This is a genomic window from Pseudomonas californiensis (assembly GCF_021147775.1).
In the GTDB taxonomy this organism is placed as follows: domain Bacteria; phylum Pseudomonadota; class Gammaproteobacteria; order Pseudomonadales; family Pseudomonadaceae; genus Aquipseudomonas; species Aquipseudomonas californiensis.
Genome location: NZ_JAGTPK010000001.1, coordinates 210,552 through 230,115 on the forward strand (window position 1 = coordinate 210,552; position 19,564 = coordinate 230,115).

General features: G+C 59.8%; 19 protein-coding genes. 11 read left to right on the plus strand and 8 right to left on the minus strand.

Going from position 1 to position 19,564, the window contains the following annotated elements; all coding sequences use genetic code 11:
- Positions 1 to 58 precede the first annotated feature (58 nt).
- Both KDX37_RS01040 and KDX37_RS01045 read left to right on the plus strand, forming a co-directional pair.
- On the plus strand, positions 59 to 346 hold the full coding sequence (locus KDX37_RS01040) for a DUF2782 domain-containing protein (protein ID WP_231650751.1): 288 nt from the start codon (positions 59 to 61) through the stop codon (positions 344 to 346).
- 36 nt (positions 347 to 382) lie between these two features.
- Positions 383 to 1,333: a homoserine kinase gene (locus tag KDX37_RS01045; RefSeq protein WP_231650752.1), complete on the plus strand. Its 951-nt coding sequence runs from the start codon at positions 383 to 385 to the stop codon at positions 1,331 to 1,333.
- Positions 1,334 to 1,393: 60 nt separating this feature from the next.
- On the opposite strand, the gene znuA is transcribed toward KDX37_RS01045, so the two are convergent.
- Positions 1,394 to 2,302: a zinc ABC transporter substrate-binding protein ZnuA gene (gene znuA / locus KDX37_RS01050; protein WP_264759096.1), complete on the minus strand. Its 909-nt coding sequence runs from the start codon at positions 2,300 to 2,302 to the stop codon at positions 1,394 to 1,396.
- A gap of 97 nt (positions 2,303 to 2,399) precedes the next feature.
- Here znuA and KDX37_RS01055 point away from each other — a divergent pair, with 97 nt between their 5' ends.
- From KDX37_RS01055 to KDX37_RS01070, 4 genes are read left to right on the plus strand one after another with little or no spacing between them, the layout of a single operon-like run.
- Complete coding sequence (locus KDX37_RS01055; RefSeq protein WP_231650754.1) at positions 2,400 to 2,882, plus strand: Fur family transcriptional regulator; 483 nt, start codon at positions 2,400 to 2,402, stop codon at positions 2,880 to 2,882.
- Entirely contained in the window at positions 2,882 to 3,685 is an 804-nt protein-coding gene (gene znuC / locus KDX37_RS01060; RefSeq protein ID WP_231650755.1) for a zinc ABC transporter ATP-binding protein ZnuC, read from the plus strand. The genes KDX37_RS01055 and znuC overlap by 1 nt, the downstream gene beginning before the upstream one ends.
- On the plus strand, positions 3,678 to 4,466 hold the full coding sequence (znuB, locus tag KDX37_RS01065) for a zinc ABC transporter permease subunit ZnuB (RefSeq protein ID WP_231650756.1): 789 nt from the start codon (positions 3,678 to 3,680) through the stop codon (positions 4,464 to 4,466). The genes znuC and znuB overlap by 8 nt, the downstream gene beginning before the upstream one ends.
- A gap of 38 nt (positions 4,467 to 4,504) precedes the next feature.
- Positions 4,505 to 5,221 (plus strand): PA5502 family lipoprotein, encoded by a 717-nt coding sequence (locus tag KDX37_RS01070; RefSeq protein WP_231650757.1) that lies wholly within the window; start codon positions 4,505 to 4,507, stop codon positions 5,219 to 5,221.
- A gap of 104 nt (positions 5,222 to 5,325) precedes the next feature.
- Here KDX37_RS01070 and KDX37_RS01075 read toward each other — a convergent pair whose 3' ends face one another.
- The gene (locus KDX37_RS01075) at positions 5,326 to 6,693 is read right to left on the minus strand and encodes a CYTH domain-containing protein (RefSeq protein ID WP_231650759.1); all 1,368 of its coding nucleotides are present in this window, start codon (positions 6,691 to 6,693) and stop codon (positions 5,326 to 5,328) included.
- Between the two features lie 162 nt (positions 6,694 to 6,855).
- Here KDX37_RS01075 and argE point away from each other — a divergent pair, with 162 nt between their 5' ends.
- Complete coding sequence (argE, locus tag KDX37_RS01080; RefSeq protein WP_231650761.1) at positions 6,856 to 8,004, plus strand: acetylornithine deacetylase; 1,149 nt, start codon at positions 6,856 to 6,858, stop codon at positions 8,002 to 8,004.
- Between the two features lie 126 nt (positions 8,005 to 8,130).
- The gene (gene argA, locus KDX37_RS01085; protein ID WP_231650763.1) at positions 8,131 to 9,429 is read left to right on the plus strand and encodes an amino-acid N-acetyltransferase; all 1,299 of its coding nucleotides are present in this window, start codon (positions 8,131 to 8,133) and stop codon (positions 9,427 to 9,429) included.
- 109 nt (positions 9,430 to 9,538) lie between these two features.
- Here argA and gshA read toward each other — a convergent pair whose 3' ends face one another.
- The 3 genes from gshA to KDX37_RS01100 all read right to left on the minus strand — a co-directional run bounded on the left by gshA (position 9,539) and on the right by KDX37_RS01100 (position 14,077).
- Complete coding sequence (gshA, locus tag KDX37_RS01090) at positions 9,539 to 11,128, minus strand: glutamate--cysteine ligase (RefSeq protein ID WP_231650765.1); 1,590 nt, start codon at positions 11,126 to 11,128, stop codon at positions 9,539 to 9,541.
- A gap of 244 nt (positions 11,129 to 11,372) precedes the next feature.
- Positions 11,373 to 11,756 (minus strand): PaaI family thioesterase, encoded by a 384-nt coding sequence (locus tag KDX37_RS01095; RefSeq protein ID WP_231650767.1) that lies wholly within the window; start codon positions 11,754 to 11,756, stop codon positions 11,373 to 11,375.
- Positions 11,756 to 14,077 (minus strand): Tex family protein, encoded by a 2,322-nt coding sequence (locus KDX37_RS01100; RefSeq protein WP_231650768.1) that lies wholly within the window; start codon positions 14,075 to 14,077, stop codon positions 11,756 to 11,758. The genes KDX37_RS01095 and KDX37_RS01100 overlap by 1 nt, the downstream gene beginning before the upstream one ends.
- A 293-nt stretch (positions 14,078 to 14,370) precedes the next feature.
- Here KDX37_RS01100 and ompR point away from each other — a divergent pair, with 293 nt between their 5' ends.
- On the plus strand, positions 14,371 to 15,111 hold the full coding sequence (gene ompR, locus KDX37_RS01105; RefSeq protein WP_231650770.1) for an osmolarity response regulator transcription factor OmpR: 741 nt from the start codon (positions 14,371 to 14,373) through the stop codon (positions 15,109 to 15,111).
- 162 nt (positions 15,112 to 15,273) lie between these two features.
- Entirely contained in the window at positions 15,274 to 16,584 is a 1,311-nt protein-coding gene (locus KDX37_RS01110; RefSeq protein WP_231650772.1) for an ATP-binding protein, read from the plus strand.
- 124 nt (positions 16,585 to 16,708) lie between these two features.
- On the opposite strand, the gene rimK is transcribed toward KDX37_RS01110, so the two are convergent.
- Genes rimK through rimA form a run of 3 tightly spaced genes read right to left on the minus strand, consistent with a single transcriptional unit; the run spans position 16,709 to position 18,886 of the window.
- Entirely contained in the window at positions 16,709 to 17,614 is a 906-nt protein-coding gene (rimK, locus tag KDX37_RS01115) for a 30S ribosomal protein S6--L-glutamate ligase (protein ID WP_003318100.1), read from the minus strand.
- Entirely contained in the window at positions 17,611 to 18,087 is a 477-nt protein-coding gene (gene rimB, locus KDX37_RS01120) for a retropepsin-like aspartic endopeptidase RimB (protein WP_024687266.1), read from the minus strand. Before rimB ends, rimK begins: the two co-directional genes overlap by 4 nt.
- A 22-nt stretch (positions 18,088 to 18,109) precedes the next feature.
- Positions 18,110 to 18,886, minus strand: coding sequence for a S6 modification regulatory phosphodiesterase RimA (gene rimA, locus KDX37_RS01125; protein WP_231650774.1), 777 nt, complete (start codon positions 18,884 to 18,886; stop codon positions 18,110 to 18,112).
- Positions 18,887 to 19,056: 170 nt separating this feature from the next.
- Here rimA and KDX37_RS01130 point away from each other — a divergent pair, with 170 nt between their 5' ends.
- Positions 19,057 to 19,464 (plus strand): RNA-binding S4 domain-containing protein, encoded by a 408-nt coding sequence (locus KDX37_RS01130; protein ID WP_231650776.1) that lies wholly within the window; start codon positions 19,057 to 19,059, stop codon positions 19,462 to 19,464.
- The last annotated feature ends 100 nt before the right edge of the window (positions 19,465 to 19,564 follow it).

A 19,564-nucleotide genomic window follows, 5' to 3' on the forward strand; every position in this document is an offset into this window, starting at 1 on the left:
TTCGGCGGGGTCGGCGCTAGAATGCGAGGACCATTGACGACAAAGGGACAAGGTTATCATGCGTACGGCAAATCGACTGTTCCTGACCGGCCTATTGGCACTGTGCCCGCTGATCGCGTTCGCAGCAGAAGATCCACCCTCGGCAGCGCCGGACGTTACTATCCGCACCGACGGGGACAAGGTCATTCAGGAATACCGACAGAACGGCTTCCTGTATGCCGTGAAGATCACGCCGAAACATGGCAAGCCCTATTTCCTGGTGCGCGCCGATGGTACCAGCCCCAATTTCATCCGTTCGGATCAACCGGACATGCTGATTCCCCAATGGGAAATATTCAGCTGGTAACACCTACATTCACCTTAATTTGTTGGCAGCCCTGATATGTCCGTCTTTACCCCACTGGCTCGGCCCGAGCTGGAAACATTTCTCGCCCCTTACGGGCTCGGCCGCTTGCGTGACTTTCAGGGCATTGCCGCTGGTAGTGAAAACACCAACTATTTCGTCAGTCTGGAAAAGGGCGAGTTCGTCCTGACCCTGGTCGAACGTGGCCCGGTGCAGGAAATGCCGTTTTTCATCGAGCTGCTCGACGTGCTGCACGACGCCGATCTTCCAGTGCCGTACGCCCTGCGCACCACTGACGGCCAGGCGCTTCGCGAACTGGCGGGCAAACCGGCGCTGTTGCAGCCACGCTTGCCGGGCAAGCACATCAGCGAGCCGAACACCCAGCACTGCGTGCAGATCGGCGAGTTGTTGGCGAATCTGCATCTGGCGACTCGTGATCATGTGCTGGAACGCAAGACCGACCGTGGCCTGGACTGGATGCTGAGTGAGGGTCGCAACTTTCTTTCGCATCTGGGCGATGAGCAGCGCGCGCTGCTTGAAAAGTCTCTACAGGAAATCGAAGACCTCAAGCCGCAGATCATGGCGCTGCCACGCGCCAACCTGCATGCGGACCTGTTTCGCGACAACGTGCTGTTCGAAGGCACGCACCTGACCGGGCTGATCGATTTCTACAATGCCTGCTCGGGCCCGATGCTCTATGACCTGGCGATTGCGCTCAACGACTGGTGTTCGCGCCCCGATGGCCAGATTGACCCGGTTCGCGCGCGTGCCTTGCTGGGCGCCTATGCGGGCCTGCGCCCATTCAATGCGGCGGAGTCAAAGCTCTGGGCGACGCTGTTGCGCATTGGCTGCGTGCGTTTCTGGCTGTCACGTCTGATTGCAGCGGAAACCTTCGCCGGTCAGGACGTGTTGATCCACGATCCGGTGGAGTTTGAACAGCGTCTGGCGCAGCGTCAGGAAATCCATGTCCCGCTGCCGTTTGCACTCTGAATCGATGAACGGCCCAGCCCGTGCGCTCGGCGCGGGCCGAGAAACCTGCGCTCGCCTTGATCAGAGACTGGACAGGCAACTGGTCAGGTCATCCGCCAGTTTCTGCAGGACCTGCTCGTAACCCTGCGCAGTGGCTGGGGTGTAGCCGCCCAGCGCATCCAGCTCCGCCAGCTTGACCGGCAGCCCTGCGCTCAGGGTTTCGGCCAGGCGCGGTCGTAATGGTGGTTCGCTGAATACACAGGTCTTGCCCGCCGCTTTCAATCGCTCACGCATCGCCGCCACGTGCTGGGCACCTGGCTGAATTTCGGCCGCGATGGCGAACACGCCGGTGTGCTTGAGCCCGTAAGCTTCCTCGAAGTAATCAAAGGCTTCGTGGAACACGAAGTAAGGCTTGTTGGCCACCGCACTCAGCCGGTCCTTGATGCGCGTATCCAGCACGTCGAGGCGTTTGACGAAAGCGTCGGTGTTGCTCTGGTAGCGAGCCGCATTGGCCGGATCGGCGGCGCTCAGGTCGGTCGCCATTTTCCGTGCGATGACCCGGGCATTGACGGTCGACAGCCACAGATGGGAATCCAGACTGCCGGGTCTGTGATCATGATCGTGCTCGTCGGATTCGTGCTCGTGGTCATGATCATCGTCGTGCGAGGCGTTGTCTGCCGCAAAGTGACGCAAGTGCATGCCTGGCAACGTCTGCACCGCTACCGCTGGTAATTTACGGGCCTGAAGGACGCGGGGCAGGAAGGTTTCCATGTCCGGGCCGATCCAGTAGAGCAAATCGACGTCCCTGACGCGCCGTACGTCGGACGGGCGCAGCGCATAATTGTGCGGCGACGCGCCGGGCGGCAACAGCACCTCTGGAGTGCCGACGCCATCCTGTACCGCCGCGGCAATCAGCTGCAACGGTTTGATGCTGGCAAGCACTTTGACCTCGGCCTGAACCGGCGAGACTGCCAGCAAACTGGCACACATTACGATAAAAAGGTTAAGAAGACGGCGCACGCAAATCACTCATGTCTGGCAGGAACAGGTAACATAATAACGTCTCCAGCCAATATCGTCGCTGCTCATGCCCAATACACCACTGGCCAGTCGCCCCCATGACCACTCTCATTGCGTCCATTCTGCGCTCGCCGAGGCTGATGCCTTGTGCGCGAAGCAGGGCTTGCGTCTGACGGCATTGCGCCGTCGCGTGCTGGAACTGGTCTGGCAAAGTCACAAACCGCTGGGTGCCTACGACATCCTTGCGGTGCTGAGTGAGGAGGACGGGCGCCGCGCTGCCCCGCCTACCGTTTACCGTGCGCTGGACTTTCTTCTGGAAAACGGCCTCGTGCACCGGATCGCTTCGCTCAACGCCTTCACGGGCTGCAACCACCCGACCCACGCGCATCAGGGGCAGTTCCTGATTTGCCGCGAATGTCATGCGGCCATTGAACTGCAACACCCTGCTATCAGTAACGCAGTGGTCAACGCGGCCGTGGAAGTCGGCTTTACCGTCGAGGGCCAGACCGTCGAGATCGTTGGCGTGTGTGCTGGCTGCAAGGCGGCCTGATGAGTAATGCGCTGATCCGCCTGGAGCAGGTTGCCGTCACCTTGTCCGGGCAAAACGTACTCGACAACATTCATCTCAGCGTCCAGCCTGGCGAGATCGTGACCCTGATCGGCCCTAATGGTGCGGGCAAGACGACGCTGGTGCGTGCGGTGCTCGGGCTGCTCAAGCCTGATTCCGGCACGGTCTGGCGCAAACCGAAGCTGCGGGTCGGCTACATGCCGCAAAAGCTGCATGTCGATCAGACCTTGCCACTGTCGGTTTTGCGCTTTCTGCGTCTGGTTCCCGGTGTTGATCGTGTTGCAGCGCAGGCTGCGCTGGAAGAAGTGGGCGCCGAGAAAGTCATCGACAGCCCCCTGCAAGGTATTTCCGGTGGCGAGATGCAACGCGTCCTGTTGGCGCGTGCCTTGTTGCGTGAACCTGAACTGCTGGTGCTCGACGAGCCGGTGCAGGGCGTGGATGTCGCAGGACAGGCCGAGCTGTACAGCTTGATCACACGTTTGCGCGACCGCCACCACTGCGGTGTGTTGATGGTGTCGCATGACCTGCATCTGGTGATGAGCACCACTGATCAGGTGGTGTGCCTCAATCGCCACGTCTGCTGCTCCGGGCATCCGGAACAGGTCAGTCATGATCCAGCGTTTGTCGAACTTTTTGGCAAGAACGCGCAGAGCCTGGCGATTTATCACCACCATCATGATCACGCCCACGATCTGCATGGCGAAGTGGTGACTGACGCACCGTCGGCCACGCCTCACACTCACACTCACACTCATGTTCACGGAGACAGCTGCAAGCATGGCTGATTTTCTACTGTATGCCTTGCTCGCAGGCGTTGCCCTGGCCGTAGTGGCCGGTCCGCTGGGGTCCTTCGTGGTCTGGCGGCGCATGGCTTATTTTGGCGACACGCTTTCTCACGCGGCACTACTCGGCGTTGCGCTGGGCTTTTTGCTGGACATCAGCCCGACCATTGCAGTGACCTTCGGGTGTCTACTGCTCGCCGTTCTGCTGGTCACGCTGCAACAGCGTCAGCCGCTGGCCTCCGACACCCTGCTGGGGATTCTCGCGCCCAGTACGCTATCGCTCGGGCTGGTAGTGCTCAGCTTCATGCATGAAGTGCGTATCGATCTGATGGCTTATCTGTTCGGTGACCTGTTGGCGATCAGCCCCACGGACCTTGCCTGGATTCTGGGCGGCAGCGCGCTGGTGCTGGTGCTGATCGTTGCCCTGTGGCGCCCTCTGCTGGCCGTGACGGTGCATGAAGAGCTGGCCAAAGTCGAAGGGCTGCCAGTCGCTGCGTTGCGCATGGCATTGATGCTGCTGATCGCCGTGGTCATCGCCGTGGCGATGAAAATCGTGGGTGTTCTGCTGATTACCTCGCTGTTGATCATCCCGGCAGCTGCGGCACAGCGTCACGCCCGCTCGCCTGAGCAAATGGCACTGGGCGCGAGCCTGCTGGGCGTGACTGCCGTGTGTATTGGGCTATCGTTATCATGGTTCAAGGACACCCCGGCAGGACCGTCTATAGTGGTATCCGCTGCGGCGCTGTTCTTGCTCAGCTTTGTTCTCCCCAGGCGAGCGGTGTAGACTTGCTCGTTTTTTGCGCAAACTAGAGAATCGCAGGAATGAAGCCGTTCGCCCCACGCTATCTGCTACTTGTCGCATGTTCCATCCTGTTGGGTGCCTGCCAGAGTGCGCCGACTGTTGAAGCGCCCGCGGCCGAAGTCCAGCCAAGCGGATTCGCCCAGCTTGATCAAAGCATCAACAGCAACGAACTGGCCACAGCCGAAGATCAGTTGGCCACGCTGCAAGCGGCAGCGCCGACCGACATTCGTCTGGAGTCTTTCCAGCGTCGACTGGCAGAGGCTTACCTGAGCCGCAGCCAGATTGGCCTGCAAAAAGGCGACATGAACGCGGCGGCCACGGCACTGACCCGTGCCCGCGCGTTGATGCCCAAGGCGCCCGCGCTGACCAGTGGCGTAAACGGTGCAATAGCCCACGCACGCAAGGCAGAGCTTGAAAAGGCCGAAGCCGAGCTGCGTGAAGCCGAGGCGCGCCGTGTGGCCAAGCTTGTCGATCCGTCCGCGCCGAGCACCACTATCGAGTTGAAAATCGGCGACATGCCCAAGCTGCGTAAGCAACTGGACGACATCGCCGCTGATACTGTCGCATTCAACTGTGAAGTGCTGCTGTCGGTTCCGCGCACCGATGATTATCCGTGGCTGGCGACGTTGTTAACCAAGCGTGTGGTGAAGATCAATCCGGATTTCGAGCTGGAGCTGCGCCGCCAGATCGAGCGTAACGAAAAGGCGAGTATCGTTCTGACGCCTGCCAGGTCCTGACGCTGCTGGCGACACCGATACCGATAACGAACTGCGCCCCAGACGCTGGATTGATCTCCAGCCTCTGGGGCGCTTTTTATTACCTGATGTAATGACCTGACGGTTTACAGACGCAGCAGGGTTTTCCAGGCGCGGCTCTGAAACACGGTCAGCGCCTGCTGCACCCGGGCATCCAGCACTTCGTCGCTGATGTCCAGGTGGGCCAGTTCTTCCAGCTTCCTCAGCTCGCCATACAGGCGATCCAGTTCCGGCAGGTCCAGCGCGCCGCGTGCCCAATGCAGCCAGGCCTGGATACGCTCGATGCGTGGCAATTGCTCGGCAAGGTCTTCGGGCTGCTGCTGATAGCGGCCAAGTTGCAGGGCTGTCGCTTCTTCGGCCAGCAGACGTGGCAGCCAGCTCGCCAGCAGGGCTGCGCCCTGACGATTGCCACGGGTGTTGCGCTCTGCGGTCCAACTGCGCGCCAGCAGCCAGCGCGAGGTGTTCAGCGAGAACTCGCCCCAGCGCGTGTCCAGCAGCTCTTCAAGGAACTGTTCATGGGCCGCGCCACGGACATCAGCATCTTCCTGGCCGGCCTGAACCAGCGGACGCCAGTCTTCCAGTAAAGCATCCAGAGCGGTACGCAACTGTGCAGTAGACGAGCGCGGTGCAGCTTGCCCCAGGCTGCTGGTCAGTGCGCGCAGCTCGGCGAGCATTTCGACCCAATCCTGCAGCAGGCGCCAGTGACCGTTGAAACGGTATTGCTCGGCCAGACGCTGGCTGCTGCCCAACAGGTGCCAGGCCAGCGCCGAGTAGGCGTCGTCCAGCGGTGTCTCTCCGGTCAGTTCGGGCGCGCTCAGGCTCAGCGAGTAGCTGTTGGCATCGAACAGGCGGTAGCCGCGCTCCGCCTTGCTGATATCGCAGGGCATCAACGGCAGGGTTGCGGCCAGTTCAGCGGCCAGTTCCAGCAGCGCAGCCGGGTCGCCTTCGCGCAATTCCAGCTCGAGCTCGCAGATTTCTTCTTTCTGCTTGCCGACCACGACGTGGCCCAGGTCCAGTGCGGCTTCGATCACGACCTTGGTCTTGCCACGGCCCCAGGCGATTTCGGCCTTTTCGCGGACGAAATCGGTGGTGAACAGCGGCTTGATGGTTTTCTTGTCCAGCTCGGCCAGTTGCTCGGGCCAGCAATCGCCTTCGAGCTTCTTTAAGTCCAGCTTGGCCTTGGGCAAGTCCCAGTTGTACTCGTTGCGCTCGGACAGACCGGCCACGCTTTGGCCGCGGGTTTTCAGGGTCTGGATGATCTGGTCACCGTCGCGGCGGATGCGCAGGGCAACCTTGGCGTAGGCCAGTTCCCGCTCAGGGGTATCGAAGTACTGGTTCGACAGCTCAAGGCGCTCCCAGCCACTCTTGTTGCGCTTCTTCAGCAAAGGGTGTTCGCGCAGTGCAGCGAGGGTCTCGCGGCTGACGCGGAGTTTGATTTCTGTTTCTTTTTGCATGGCCGGGGGAATCCAAACGCTGTTACTGATAACGGGAGCGCAGCCAATGATTGAACGGCTGCTGAGGTCGGCAGTGTACAGGACATGGCCCGTAACGGTTTATTCCTGAGTCGCTATGGCCCTATGATGGGTCGTGTATCGAGCCTATTACAGGAAGCGTCCATGCCCTTGCCGTCCATGAAAGACCAGTTTGCAGCCTTGATCGCTGCGCCGTCGGTAAGCTGCACCCAACCTTCCCTTGATCAGACCAATCGTCCAGTCATCGACCTTTTGGCGACTTGGCTCGGCGATCTGGGCTTTGCCTGTGATATCCAGCAAATATCGCCCGGCAAGTTCAATTTGCTGGCGACGTTTGGCACAGGTCCCGGCGGGCTGGTGCTGGCGGGTCACAGCGACACGGTGCCCTTCGATGAAGCGCTGTGGAAAACCGACCCTCTGAAACTGACTGAAGTCGACGGCCGGTGGGTCGGGCTGGGCAGCTGCGACATGAAAGGATTCTTTGCGTTGATCATCGAAGCGGTACGCGGGCTGATCGGGCAGCCGTTCAAGCAACCGCTGCTGATCCTCGCCACCTGCGATGAAGAAAGCTCGATGGCGGGCGCCCGTGCGCTGGCAGAAGCAGGTCGGCCGTTGGGCCGTGCTGCGGTAATCGGCGAGCCGACCGGGCTCAAGCCGATTCGCATGCACAAAGGCGTGATGATGGAGCGCATCGATATTCTCGGGCGCAGCGGCCATTCTTCCGACCCAAGCCTGGGCCATAGCGCGCTGGAAGCGATGCATGATGCGATCAGCGAGCTCAAGGGCCTGCGCAAGCAATGGCAGTTGGAGTACCGCAACCCGCAATTCACCGTGCCACAGCCGACGCTGAACCTGGGGTGCATTCATGGTGGTGACAACCCCAACCGGATCTGCGGCCAGTGCTCACTGGAGTTCGACCTGCGGCCTCTGCCTGGCATGGACCCGGACGTGCTGCGCTCAGCCATCCGCCAGAAGCTGCAGCCGCTGGCCGAACTGCATCAGGTGCAGATCGATTACGCACCGCTGTTCCCCGAGTGCGCCCCGTTCGAACAGAGCGCCGACGCTGAACTTGTGCGGGTTGCAGAGCGTCTGACCGGTCATACGGCGGCGGCAGTAGCATTTGGTACCGAAGCGCCTTATCTTCAGCGCCTTGGCTGCGAGACGCTGGTGCTGGGCCCAGGCGACATTGCCTGCGCGCATCAGCCGGGGGAATACCTCGAAATGTCACGTCTTGACCCTACAGTGCGTCTGTTACGCCAACTGATCGAACATTATTGCCTGACACCGCAGTGAGTCAGGACGAGAACATCCCGAATACAAGGAGATTGCGCGTGTTGCCAAGCCTGTTACGACGATAACCACCACAAGGTCGTGCGTGTTTCTGTCCTTCGTCCATTTTTTCTACAGGCTCTTGTTGTCATGCCCGAATACGTCAACTGGCTTCGCCATGCGTCTCCTTATATCAATGCCCACCGTGACTGCACCTTCGTGGTCATGCTGCCTGGTGACGGCGTTGCGCACCCCAACTTCGGCAATATCGTCCACGACCTGGTGCTGCTGCACAGTCTTGGTGTTCGGCTGGTGCTGGTCCACGGTTCGCGCCCGCAGATCGAAAGCCGTCTGGTGCAGCGTGGCATCACTCCGCGCTTCCATCGCGACATGCGTATCACTGACACCGAAACCCTCGAGTGCGTGATCGACGCTGTTGGCCAGTTGCGCATCGCCATCGAAGCGCGGCTGTCGATGGACATGGCGGCATCGCCCATGCAGGGCTCGCGTCTGCGCGTGACCAGCGGCAACGTGGTGACCGCCCGCCCTATCGGCGTGCTTGAAGGCGTTGATTATCAGCACACCGGCGAAGTGCGGCGGGTCGACCGCAAGGGTATCAACCGCTTGCTGGACGAGCGGCATATCGTGCTGCTGTCGCCGTTGGGTTATTCGCCGACCGGCGAGATTTTCAACCTGGCGTGTGAAGACGTGGCGACCCGTGCCGCCATCGATCTGGCCGCAGACAAACTGCTGCTGTTCGGCGCTGAGACCGGCTTGCTGGACGAGCAGGGCCGACTGGTGCGTGAGTTGCGTCCGCAGCAGGTGCCAGCGCACTTGCAGCGACTGGGCAGCAACTATCAGGCGGAACTGCTGGACGCGGCCGCCGAGGCCTGCCGTGGTGGTGTGGGCCGCAGCCATATCGTCAGCTACGCCGAAGATGGCGCGCTGCTGACCGAGCTGTTCACCCGTGACGGCGGCGGTACGCTGGTGGCGCAAGAGCAATTCGAGCTGGTCCGTGAAGCAGCCATCGAAGATGTGGGCGGCCTGATGGACCTGATCACGCCGCTCGAAGAGCAAGGCATTCTGGTGCGTCGTTCCCGCGAGGTGCTGGAGCGCGAAATCACTCAGTTCAGCGTGGTCGAGCGTGAAGGCCTGATCATTGCCTGCGCCGCCCTGTACCCGATAGCGGATTCACAGGCCGGTGAGCTGGCGTGTCTGGCGGTCAATCCAGAATATCGCCATGGCGGACGAGGTGACGAGCTGTTGGAGCGCATTGAAAACCGTGCCCGGGCGCTGGGCCTCAAGACCCTGTTCGTCCTCACCACACGCACCGCGCACTGGTTCCGCGAGCGCGGTTTCGAGCCGAGCAGCGTAGACCGGCTGCCGAGCGCGCGCGCGTCGTTATATAACTACCAGCGCAATTCGAAGATTTTCGAAAAGTCGATCTGATCTGCGTAAGGGGTGACCCCGCGGGAGCAAGCGTGCTCGCTCCCGTTCAGGGGTGCTCAGAGAGGGACGTTCAGCGACAGGAGTTGAACGTCTACGCCAGGCATGCTGATCAGTTACTGATCGACAGAATGCTGGCCTGATACGACCCGACAAACGTATCGAAGTCGACTATTTCCTCGGTAGCTTCCAGCTCGGCCTGTTCTGCGATCGAGTTTTTCGCCAGTTCTTCGAAATGCGCCTGATCGGCAGCGCTCAGCGGGTTGCTGCGGAAATACTCGGCATGCACATGGCTCTGGCGCAAAGAGAATGCAGTAAAGCCTTCGCCGTGTTCGTTCATGCTGGCCAATACCTGCGCAGACGGCGTCAGCGACGTATCGTCGACCTTGGCCTGTTGCGCGGCAATCGATTTGACGTGTTCGTCGATGCCTTGGGCCTGATCAAGCAATCGCGCAATGGGTGCGATCTTTTCCAGCAGCTCGGTTGCCCAGGCCTTGAGGGAAATCGGCGCGTCGTTGCGCAGCAGATCCAGCCCTGGACGACGTCCTTCCTTGACCACGGTCAGGAAATTCGAGCCTGCATTGGAGCACTCGTGTCCGGCCAGTTGCTGGCTTTCTTCCAGCGCGCAATACAGCACGAAGGCGTCGATGAAGCGCGACTGCTCCAGGCTGATGCCGGTCGGCAGGAACGGGTTGATGTCCAGACAGCGGACTTCAACGTACTGCACGCCGCGCGACATCAGTGCCTGAATAGGCCGCTCGCCGGTGTAGGTAACGCGCTTGGGACGAATATTGGAGTAGTACTCGTTTTCGATCTGCAGCACGTTGGTGTTGAGCTGCACCCACTCACCATTCTGGTCATGCGTGCCGACGTTGACGTAAGGCGCGTACGGCGTCGCCACCGCCTTGCGCAGGCTGTCGGTGTAACTGATCAGGTCGTTGTAGCACGGCGTCAGATCGGCCTGGGCATTGCTCTGGTAGCCCAGGTCGCTCATGCGCAGGCTTGTGGCGTAGGGCAGATACAGCGTGTCGGCATCAAACTGTTCGAGCGTGTGCGCACGACCTCGCAGGAAGCCCGCATCCAGTGCTGGCGAGGCACCAAACAGGTACATCAGCAGCCAGCTGTAGCGGCGGAAGTTGCGGATCAGCGCGATGTAGGAGTGCGACTGGTAATCCCGTGCATCACCGGCAAAATCCTCGGTCTGCTTGAGAAGGGCCCAGGCATCCTCAGGCAACGAGAAGTTGTAGTGAATGCCGGCAATGCACTGCATGGTCTTGCCGTAGCGCAGCGCCAGACCCTTGCGGTACACGTACTTGAGTTTGCCGATGTTCGAGGTGCCGTAATACGCGATCGGAATATGTTCTTCGTCCGGCAGCGGGCAAGGCATCGACGGGCTCCACAGCAGTTCGCCGTCCAGTTTGCTGTAGGCAAAGCGGTGAATCCTGTCGAGGCTGTCGAGGGTCTCGGCAGGGTCCTTCAATGCCGGAGTGATGAACTCCAGCAGCGATTCGGAATAATCGGTGGTGATCAGGCCATTGGTCAGCGCTGCGCCGAGAGCGTAGGGATGAGGGGTCTGTGCCAGTTGCGCCTGCTCGGTGACGCGCAGGCATTCGCGCTCGATACCGTGCAGGCACTGCTCCAGCAGAGAGAGGTTGTTGCGCTCGCCCAGCAAAGCCAGACGACGGTTTAAAAGTTCGCTCAAGGTGGAATCCTTCACGCATCGGTCGCCCCGATATGGGGGTGGACATGACGGTCTACAAGGGTGAAGAAAGGAACTGGCGTTGTCGCCTGGTTGGGGTCTTTAACGCCGGTTCACGATCACTGCTCTTCGTCGTACCACCCAAATGGACTCGGCACCACGCTAATGGTGCCGAAATTAACCCAAATCAGGCCCGTACAGCTAGGTTCCGTTCACAGCGATTGCTCTTGTTCACGCTCGCCGCCGTCTAGAGGACGGCGAAAGTGCCCTGAGCCTTGGCGACGAGCTTGTCGCCCTGAACGACTTCCGCCTCGACGACCAGTGTTCTGCGTCCTGCGTGCAGCACCTTGGCGATGCACAACACTTCGCCTTCGGAAACACCGCGCACATAGTTGATTTTGCACTCGATGGTGACGCTGCGCTGATCAAAGCCGTGGGAGCTGGAACAGGCCAGCCCCATGCTGATATCGACCAGACTGAATATTGCCCCGCCATGCATCACGTTGCCGCGGTTGCGCAAATGCGCCTCCAGCGGCAATGCAACTTCGGCAACGCCCGTGTCCAGGCGACGCAGCTCGCAGCCCAGCATCTTGAAATAGGCACTGTGGATCAGGTCGTCAGGAATATCCATCAGCGCTTCTTCAGTTGTTTGGCATTGGCGAACAGCGAAGCCATGGCGTTGTTGGCCGGGGCTGGCGCAGTGGTTTCCTTGCGCGGGGCACTGTTCTGCTGGCGCGGTGCCGAACCTGGACGTGCACCGCGAGCGCCGTCGATTTTCTCTCCGGGCGTGTCACTCATGCGCATCGACAGGCCCACGCGCTTGCGCGGAATGTCGACTTCCATGACTTTCACTTTCACCACATCGCCTGCTTTCACGGCTTCACGCGGGTCCTTGATGAACTTCTCGGACAGTGCCGAAATGTGCACCAGACCGTCCTGATGCACGCCGATGTCGACGAACGCACCGAAGTTGGTGACGTTGGTCACGACGCCTTCGAGGATCATCCCCAGTTGCAGGTCCTTGAGGTCTTCGACGCCGTCCTGGAATTCAGCGGTCTTGAATTCTGGACGCGGATCGCGGCCCGGTTTTTCAAGCTCCTGCAGAATGTCGGTCACGGTCGGCAAACCAAAGGTTTCGTCAGTGAATTTTTTCGGGTCCAGACGCTTGAGAAAGCTGGCGTCACCGATCAGCGAACGGATATCACGGTCGGTTTCCGCCGCAATGCGCTGCACCAGCGGGTAGGCTTCCGGGTGAACGGCTGAGGAGTCCAGCGGGTTGTCGCCATTCATGACACGCAGGAAACCTGCGGCCTGTTCGAAGGTTTTTTCGCCCAGACGGCTGACTTTCTTCAGCGATGCACGGGTCTTGAAGGCACCGTTTTCGTCGCGATGAGCCACGATATTCTGGGCCAGTGTGGTGTTCAGGCCGGAAATACGCGCCAGCAGAGCGACCGAGGCGGTGTTGACGTCGACGCCCACGGCGTTCACACAGTCTTCGACCACCGCGTCCAGGCCGCGCGCCAGCTTCAGCTGCGACACGTCATGCTGGTACTGACCGACACCGATGGATTTCGGATCGATTTTTACCAGTTCGGCCAGCGGGTCCTGCAAGCGACGGGCAATGGACACCGCACCACGGATCGAGACGTCCAGATCCGGGAATTCCTTGGCCGCCAATTCGGAAGCCGAGTACACCGAAGCGCCCGCCTCGGAAACCATGACCTTGGTCATTTTCAGACCTGGATATTTTTTGATCAGCTCAGCCGCCAGTTTGTCGGTCTCACGGCTGGCCGTGCCGTTACCGATGGCGATCAGGTCGACCGAGTGCTTGGCGCACAACGCAGCCAGCACGGCGATGGTCTGGTCCCACTGGTTCTTGGGTACGTGTGGGTAAACAGTCGCGTAGTCGAGCAGTTTGCCAGTAGCGTCGACCACAGCGACCTTGCAGCCGGTGCGCAAGCCAGGGTCCAGACCCAGTGTTGCGCGCTGTCCAGCCGGTGCGGCCAGCAGCAGGTCGTGCAGGTTGTGGGCGAACACATTGATGGCTTCGGTTTCTGCGCCATCGCGCAGCTCACCCAGCAGATCGGTTTCGAGGTGGCTGTAGAGCTTGACCTTCCAGGTCCAGCGCACCACTTCGGCCAGCCATTTGTCGGCAGGGCGGCTCTGGTTCTGGATGCCGAAGCGCTCGCCGATCATCAGCTCGCACGGATGCATGCTGCCCGGCAGTTCTTCGCCGACTTTCAGGGCCGAACTGAGGAAACCTTCGTTACGGCCGCGGAAAATGGCCAGTGCGCGGTGTGACGGCATGCTCTTGAGCGGCTCGTCGTGTTCGAAATAGTCGCGAAACTTGGCGCCTTCCTCTTCCTTGCCGGGGACGACGCGTGCGCTGATCACTGCCTCCTGCTTGAGGAAACCACGCAGCTTGTCCAGCAGGGACGCGTCTTCGGCAAAACGCTCCATCAGAATGTACTTGGCGCCTTCCAGCGCCGCCTTGACGTCAGCCACACCTTTTTCAGCATCGACAAAGCGTGCCGCTTCGGCTTCAGGGCTCAGGCCCGGGTCGTTGAAAAGACCATCAGCCAGTTCGCCAAGGCCAGCTTCAAGGGCGATCTGGCCTTTGGTACGGCGCTTCTGCTTATAGGGCAGGTAAAGGTCTTCAAGACGGGTCTTGGTATCGGCCAGTTTGATATCGCGGGCCAGTTCCGGGGTCAGCTTGCCTTGCTCTTCGATGCTGGCAAGAATGCTGACACGGCGATCGTCCAGTTCGCGCAGGTAGCGCAGGCGCTCTTCCAGATGGCGCAGTTGCGTGTCATCGAGGCTACCGGTCACTTCCTTGCGATAACGGGAAATGAAAGGCACTGTCGAGCCTTCATCCAGTAGTGCGACGGCCGCTGCGACCTGTTGTGGGCGTACGCCGAGTTCTTCGGCGATGCGGCTGTTGATGCTGTCCATAAGACCACCTGGAGTTGTGAGCAAAAAACTGGGCTATAGGCGCTTGCCTTGCCTGATCCCGGTTCGCAATGTTTATTTTCTGGGCTGGCGAACTGCCATAAGTCATGCGTTGCCTGACTTTGGGGGCGGCGCATTATACCCAGCGGAACCCGATTAGGGGATTGACCGTCAGGTACGCTTGAATTGGCTTCGAATACACGCGGTGTGGCCCCCAGTAAAATCTGCTAACAATGCACACGGTGCGCATCACCGCAGCTACGCCATAATGCGCCCCGAGATCAAAGGAGCATCCGATGAGCAGCACTGCACAAAATGCTGAAGGCGAAAAAATTCTGATCGTTGATGACGATCCGGGACTGAGCAGCCTCCTGGAACGTTTCTTCACCAGCAAAGGCTACCGTGCCCGTGCCGTGGCGAACGTGGAGCAAATGGACCGACTGTTGTCCCGCGAGGTATTCAACCTTGTGGTACTGGACTTGATGCTGCCTGGGGAAGACGGCCTTTCCGCATGCCGACGTCTGCGCGCCGCCAACAATCAGGTGCCGATCATCATGCTCACCGCCAAGGGTGATGAGCTGAGCCGCATCAAGGGCCTTGAACTGGGCGCTGACGACTATCTTGCCAAGCCGTTCAACCCGGACGAGCTGATGGCCCGCGTCAAGGCGGTGTTGCGTCGTCAGGCCGCTCCGGTGCCGGGCGCGCCTGGCAGCGAAGATGAGTCAGTGAGTTTCGGGGATTACGTGCTTTCTCTGGCGACCCGCGAACTCAAGCGCGGCGACGAAGTGCACATGCTGACCACTGGCGAATTCGCAGTGCTCAAGGCGCTGGTCATGCATGCGCGTGAGCCACTGACCCGCGACAAGCTGATGAATCTGGCCCGTGGTCGGGAATGGGATGCGCTGGAACGATCCATCGACGTACAGATTTCCCGTCTGCGTCGCCTGATCGAACCGGACCCGTCCAAACCCCGCTATATCCAGACTGTCTGGGGCGTAGGCTATGTGTTCGTTCCTGATGGTGCAGGAAGCCGCTGACAGATCGCCTGTCAGAACAGAACACAGTAATTCCTCCCGGTACGTCGATAACCTTCCTGAAGGCTATCGACGTACCGGTTTTTTGCGTTCGCCCCTTGGCTCCGGCCTGCGTTCGGCAATCTTGCGAGCCTGGCTCGCCCTGCATAGTATATGGCTGCAGTTATGAAGACTCCGCTCTGGTTTCCGCAAAGTTTTTTCTCCCGCACCCTTTGGCTGGTGCTCATCGTCGTGCTGTTTTCCAAGGCTCTGACGCTGGTTTACCTGTTGATGAACGAAGACGTACTGGTCGACAGGCAGTACAGCCATGGGGTTGCCCTGACCCTGCGTGCTTATTGGGCCGCCGATGAGAATGATCGCGAAGCCATTGCCGAAGCTGCGGGTCTGATCCGGGTAGTTGGCGGCGGTGTGCCGGAGGGCGAACAGCATTGGCCCTACAGCGAAATTTATCAGCGTCAGATGCAGGCCGAACTGGGTGCCGACACGGAGGTGCGCCTGCGTGTTCATGCACCGCCTGCCTTGTGGGTGCGTGCGCCAAGCCTGGGCGACGGCTGGCTGAAAGTGCCGCTCTACCCGCACCCACTGCGGGGCCAGAAAATCTGGAGTGTGCTCGGCTGGTTCCTGGCTATCGGCTTGCTGTCCACTGCTTCCGCCTGGATCTTCGTGCGTCAGTTGAACCAGCCGCTCAAGCGCCTGGTGTTCGCTGCGCGCCAGTTGGGGCAGGGGCGCAGTGTGCGTCTGCCGGTCAGTGATACACCCAGCGAGATGACCGAGGTGTACCGGGCCTTCAACCAGATGGCCGAAGACGTGGAACAAGCGGGTCAGGAGCGCGAATTGATGCTGGCGGGCGTGTCACACGATCTGCGAACGCCGCTGACGCGTTTGCGGCTGTCACTGGAGCTGATGAGCGACAACGAATTCACCGAAGGTATGGTGCGTGACATCGAGGACATGGATGCGATTCTCGACCAGTTCCTGGCGTTCATCCGTGACGGTCGTGATGAAGAGATAGAAGAAGTGGACCTCGGCGATCTGGTACGTGACGTCGTCGAGCCCTTCAACAGCGCTGAAGACACGATCCGGTTGTGTCTGGAACCTATCCCGCCGTTTCCGTTGCGACGGGTTTCGATGAAGCGTCTTTTGACCAACCTGATCGGCAATGCAAAGCATCACGCGGGCAACGGCGTCGAAGTGGCAGCTTACGTATCGGGCGACCGGAACGCGCCCTATGTGGTGTTGAGTGTGCTGGACCGTGGCGCCGGTATCGATCCTTCGGAGCTGGACACCATCTTCAACCCGTTCATTCGTGGGGATCGTGCCCGTAGCGGCAAGGGGACTGGTCTGGGGCTGGCCATCGTCAAACGCATCGCCGCCATGCACGGCGGTAATGTGGAGCTGAGGAATCGTTCGGGTGGTGGTCTGGAGGCGCGAGTGCGCTTGCCGTTGGGGCTGATGCTGCCGAGGGACGCGGTGTAGCGGTGCTTCCTGAGGGGCAACTGCGAGCAACTGCATGCTGCCTTGCTGGCGAAGCTTGTCTTCAGGAAGCGTATTTACAGCGGATATGCCGGCCTCTTCGTCAGTAAGCCGGCTCTTGTGGATGTCAGCCTTTGCCTTTGGTGCGAGTCATGTGCGGGCCGCTGTTTTTTTCGAGGTATTCGATGATCATGCCAGCGACGTCTTTGCTGGTGGTGACTTCGATACCTTCCAGGCCTGGCGACGAGTTGACCTCCATCACCAGTGGACCATGGTTGGAGCGCAGGATGTCTACACCGGCCACGCTCAGCCCCATGACCTTGGCTGCACGCAACGCGGTCATGCGTTCCTCCGGGGTGATCTTGATCAGGCTCGCACTGCCGCCCCGGTGCAGGTTGGAGCGGAACTCGCCCGGCTTGGCCTGACGCTTCATGGATGCGATGACCTTGTCGCCGACCACGAAACAGCGAATATCAGCGCCTCCGGCCTCTTTGATGTACTCCTGAACCATGATGTCCTGCTTAAGGCCCATAAAGGCTTCAATCACTGACTCGGCCGCCGTGGCGGTCTCGCACAGCACCACCCCGATCCCCTGAGTACCTTCCAGCACCTTGATGACCAGCGGTGCGCCATTGACCATCTGGATCAGGTCAGGGATGTCGTCCGGCGAGTGGGCAAAGCCCGTGACCGGCAGCCCTATCCCGCGTCGCGACAGCAACTGCAGCGAGCGCAGCTTGTCCCGCGAGCGCGCAATGGCAACAGATTCGTTGAGCGGAAATACGCCCATCATTTCAAACTGGCGCAACACCGCACAGCCATAGAACGTCACTGAAGCACCGATGCGAGGGATCACCGCATCGAAGCCTTCCAGCGGCTTGCCGCGATAATGGATCTGCGGCTTATGACTTGCGATGTTCATATAGGCGCGCAGGGTGTCGATCACCACCATCTCATGGCCACGCTCGATACCAGCTTCGACCAGACGACGGGTGGAATACAAACGCGGATTACGCGAGAGCACAGCGATCTTCATGCAGCACCTGAGGAAGTAGAGGCCGGGAACACCGGCTTGTCTTGTACATAAGTTATGCCCGGATTAACCACCAATTGGCCGTCAATCAAGGCGTTTGAACCCAGCAGCAACCGATAACGCATCGATTTGCGGCAGGCCAGCGTGAACTCGACTGGCCAGATACGATCACCCAGGGCCAGCGTGGTGCGAATAACGTAGCGCACCTGTGCCTGTCCGTTGGAGCTTTTGATGGTCTTCATCGCTACCAGTTGTGCCTCGCATCGACGATGCCGCAGTTGGACTACAGTCCCCAGGTGTGCGTTGAAACGGACCCACTTCTGGCCGTCTCGTTCAAAAGGCTCGATCTCGGTGGCGTGCAGGCTGGACGTGCTCGCACCGGTGTCGATCTTTGCCCGTAGGCCTGCCACCCCCAAGTCGGGCAGCGCCACCCACTCGCGCAGGCCGATAACTGTCAGATGATCGAATGTCTTCAATGCGATTCCGTACTTCTAAGGACTACTGCCAGGCGTCAGGGCTGACCTGAGCCAAGGCCTTGAATGCAGGCTTGGCGAACCAGTAGCCCTGCATCAGGAAAATGCCGCAATCGGCGAGAAAATCACGTTCCTCGCTGTGTTCTATGCCTTCAGCGATGACTTTAATCTCCAAGTCCGAACACATTGTGACAACAGCACGAACAATAGCCTGACGCGCGCGATCACGATGGATATCACGGATAAGATTCATGTCGAGTTTTATCAGGTCGGGTTGGAAGTCGGCCAGCAGGCTCAGGCCCGAATAGCCCGCCCCGAAGTCATCGATGGCGGTCATGAAGCCGAACTCACGGTATTCACGCAGGATATTGCTCAAATGCCCGTGGTTATCGACATGTTCGCTTTCTATGGTCTCGAAAATCAATCGATCAATCGGAAAGTTATGCTCTTTGGCAGCCTCCAGCGTGCTGCGGATACACAGCTCGGGGCGATAAACGGCGTTGGGTAAAAAATTGATGGATAAGCGTTCGTTCATGCCCAGCCGCGCAGCACCGGCAATGGCCGTGGTACGGCACGCCTGATCGAAGCGGTAACGGTTATGGTCGGTGACCTGGCTGAGCACGGAATGGGCGCCTTCACCGTTCGGGCCGCGCACGAGCGCTTCGTGAGCGAAAACCGTCTGGTCGCGCAGATTGACGATAGGCTGGTACGCGTAGTCGAACGAGAAGCTGAGCGGCGGACTGCCGACACAACCCTCGCACCCTTTTCTGGGTGCGGTTAATGAAGCTGGAAATTCTGTCACATCGCACTCCATATGAGGTGAGAGCTTTTAAACGGGTGATGGCTGATTTTGACAAGCACGGATCGGTTACTTCATGTTTGTGGAGGCAGGCAAAAATTGGCGACCGGGGGCAGTCGCTTTTCGCGTCGAGCCTAGTAAAGTTCTGACTGTCACACTAATGAGGAATTCATATGGCTCAAAAGCCAGAGGAAGACGACAAGGTCCGTTTGGACAAATGGCTTTGGGCTGCACGCTTTTTCAAGACGCGCGCTTTGGCCAAGGCGGCAATAGAAAGTGGCAAGGTGCACTGCCGCGGCGAACGTTGCAAGCCCGGCAAGGAACCGCGTGTCGGCGATGAGTTTCAGATTCGCATGGGGTTCGACGAACGTACTGTTGTGGTCGAGGCGTTGTCGATAGTTCGGCGCGGTGCGCCAGAGGCGCAGACCCTTTACCGTGAAACGCCGGAAAGCATCGTCAAGCGTGAAAATGCGGCTGCTCAGCGCAAGGCAGGCAACCTCGGCGTCACCACAGATGGACGTCCGACCAAGAAACAACGCCGCCAATTATTCGATTTTCGCGGCGGTCAGCACAGCGAATGATGCGCCTGCAAGACAACTTGTCGCCGTTGTCCTGAGCAAGGCGAAACGCCGCCCGGCTTGGAAGAGTGCGGGATAGCTCCTAAAATGCCTGTCAAACGAC

What these genes read in the sequence shown, in the direction of transcription:
- KDX37_RS01040 (WP_231650751.1), top strand. Translation starts at nt 59, where the DNA reads ATGCGTACGGCAAATCGACTGTTCCTGACCGGCCTATTGGCACTGTGC.
- KDX37_RS01045 (WP_231650752.1), top strand. Translation starts at nt 383, where the DNA reads ATGTCCGTCTTTACCCCACTGGCTCGGCCCGAGCTGGAAACATTTCTC.
- znuA (WP_264759096.1), bottom strand. Translation starts at nt 2,302, where the DNA reads ATGTGTGCCAGTTTGCTGGCAGTCTCGCCGGTTCAGGCCGAGGTCAAA.
- KDX37_RS01055 (WP_231650754.1), top strand. Translation starts at nt 2,400, where the DNA reads ATGCCCAATACACCACTGGCCAGTCGCCCCCATGACCACTCTCATTGC.
- znuC (WP_231650755.1), top strand. Translation starts at nt 2,882, where the DNA reads ATGAGTAATGCGCTGATCCGCCTGGAGCAGGTTGCCGTCACCTTGTCC.
- znuB (WP_231650756.1), top strand. Translation starts at nt 3,678, where the DNA reads ATGGCTGATTTTCTACTGTATGCCTTGCTCGCAGGCGTTGCCCTGGCC.
- KDX37_RS01070 (WP_231650757.1), top strand. Translation starts at nt 4,505, where the DNA reads ATGAAGCCGTTCGCCCCACGCTATCTGCTACTTGTCGCATGTTCCATC.
- KDX37_RS01075 (WP_231650759.1), bottom strand. Translation starts at nt 6,693, where the DNA reads ATGCAAAAAGAAACAGAAATCAAACTCCGCGTCAGCCGCGAGACCCTC.
- argE (WP_231650761.1), top strand. Translation starts at nt 6,856, where the DNA reads ATGCCCTTGCCGTCCATGAAAGACCAGTTTGCAGCCTTGATCGCTGCG.
- argA (WP_231650763.1), top strand. Translation starts at nt 8,131, where the DNA reads ATGCCCGAATACGTCAACTGGCTTCGCCATGCGTCTCCTTATATCAAT.
- KDX37_RS01095 (WP_231650767.1), bottom strand. Translation starts at nt 11,756, where the DNA reads ATGGATATTCCTGACGACCTGATCCACAGTGCCTATTTCAAGATGCTG.
- KDX37_RS01100 (WP_231650768.1), bottom strand. Translation starts at nt 14,077, where the DNA reads ATGGACAGCATCAACAGCCGCATCGCCGAAGAACTCGGCGTACGCCCA.
- ompR (WP_231650770.1), top strand. Translation starts at nt 14,371, where the DNA reads ATGAGCAGCACTGCACAAAATGCTGAAGGCGAAAAAATTCTGATCGTT.
- KDX37_RS01110 (WP_231650772.1), top strand. Translation starts at nt 15,274, where the DNA reads ATGAAGACTCCGCTCTGGTTTCCGCAAAGTTTTTTCTCCCGCACCCTT.
- rimK (WP_003318100.1), bottom strand. Translation starts at nt 17,614, where the DNA reads ATGAAGATCGCTGTGCTCTCGCGTAATCCGCGTTTGTATTCCACCCGT.
- KDX37_RS01130 (WP_231650776.1), top strand. Translation starts at nt 19,057, where the DNA reads ATGGCTCAAAAGCCAGAGGAAGACGACAAGGTCCGTTTGGACAAATGG.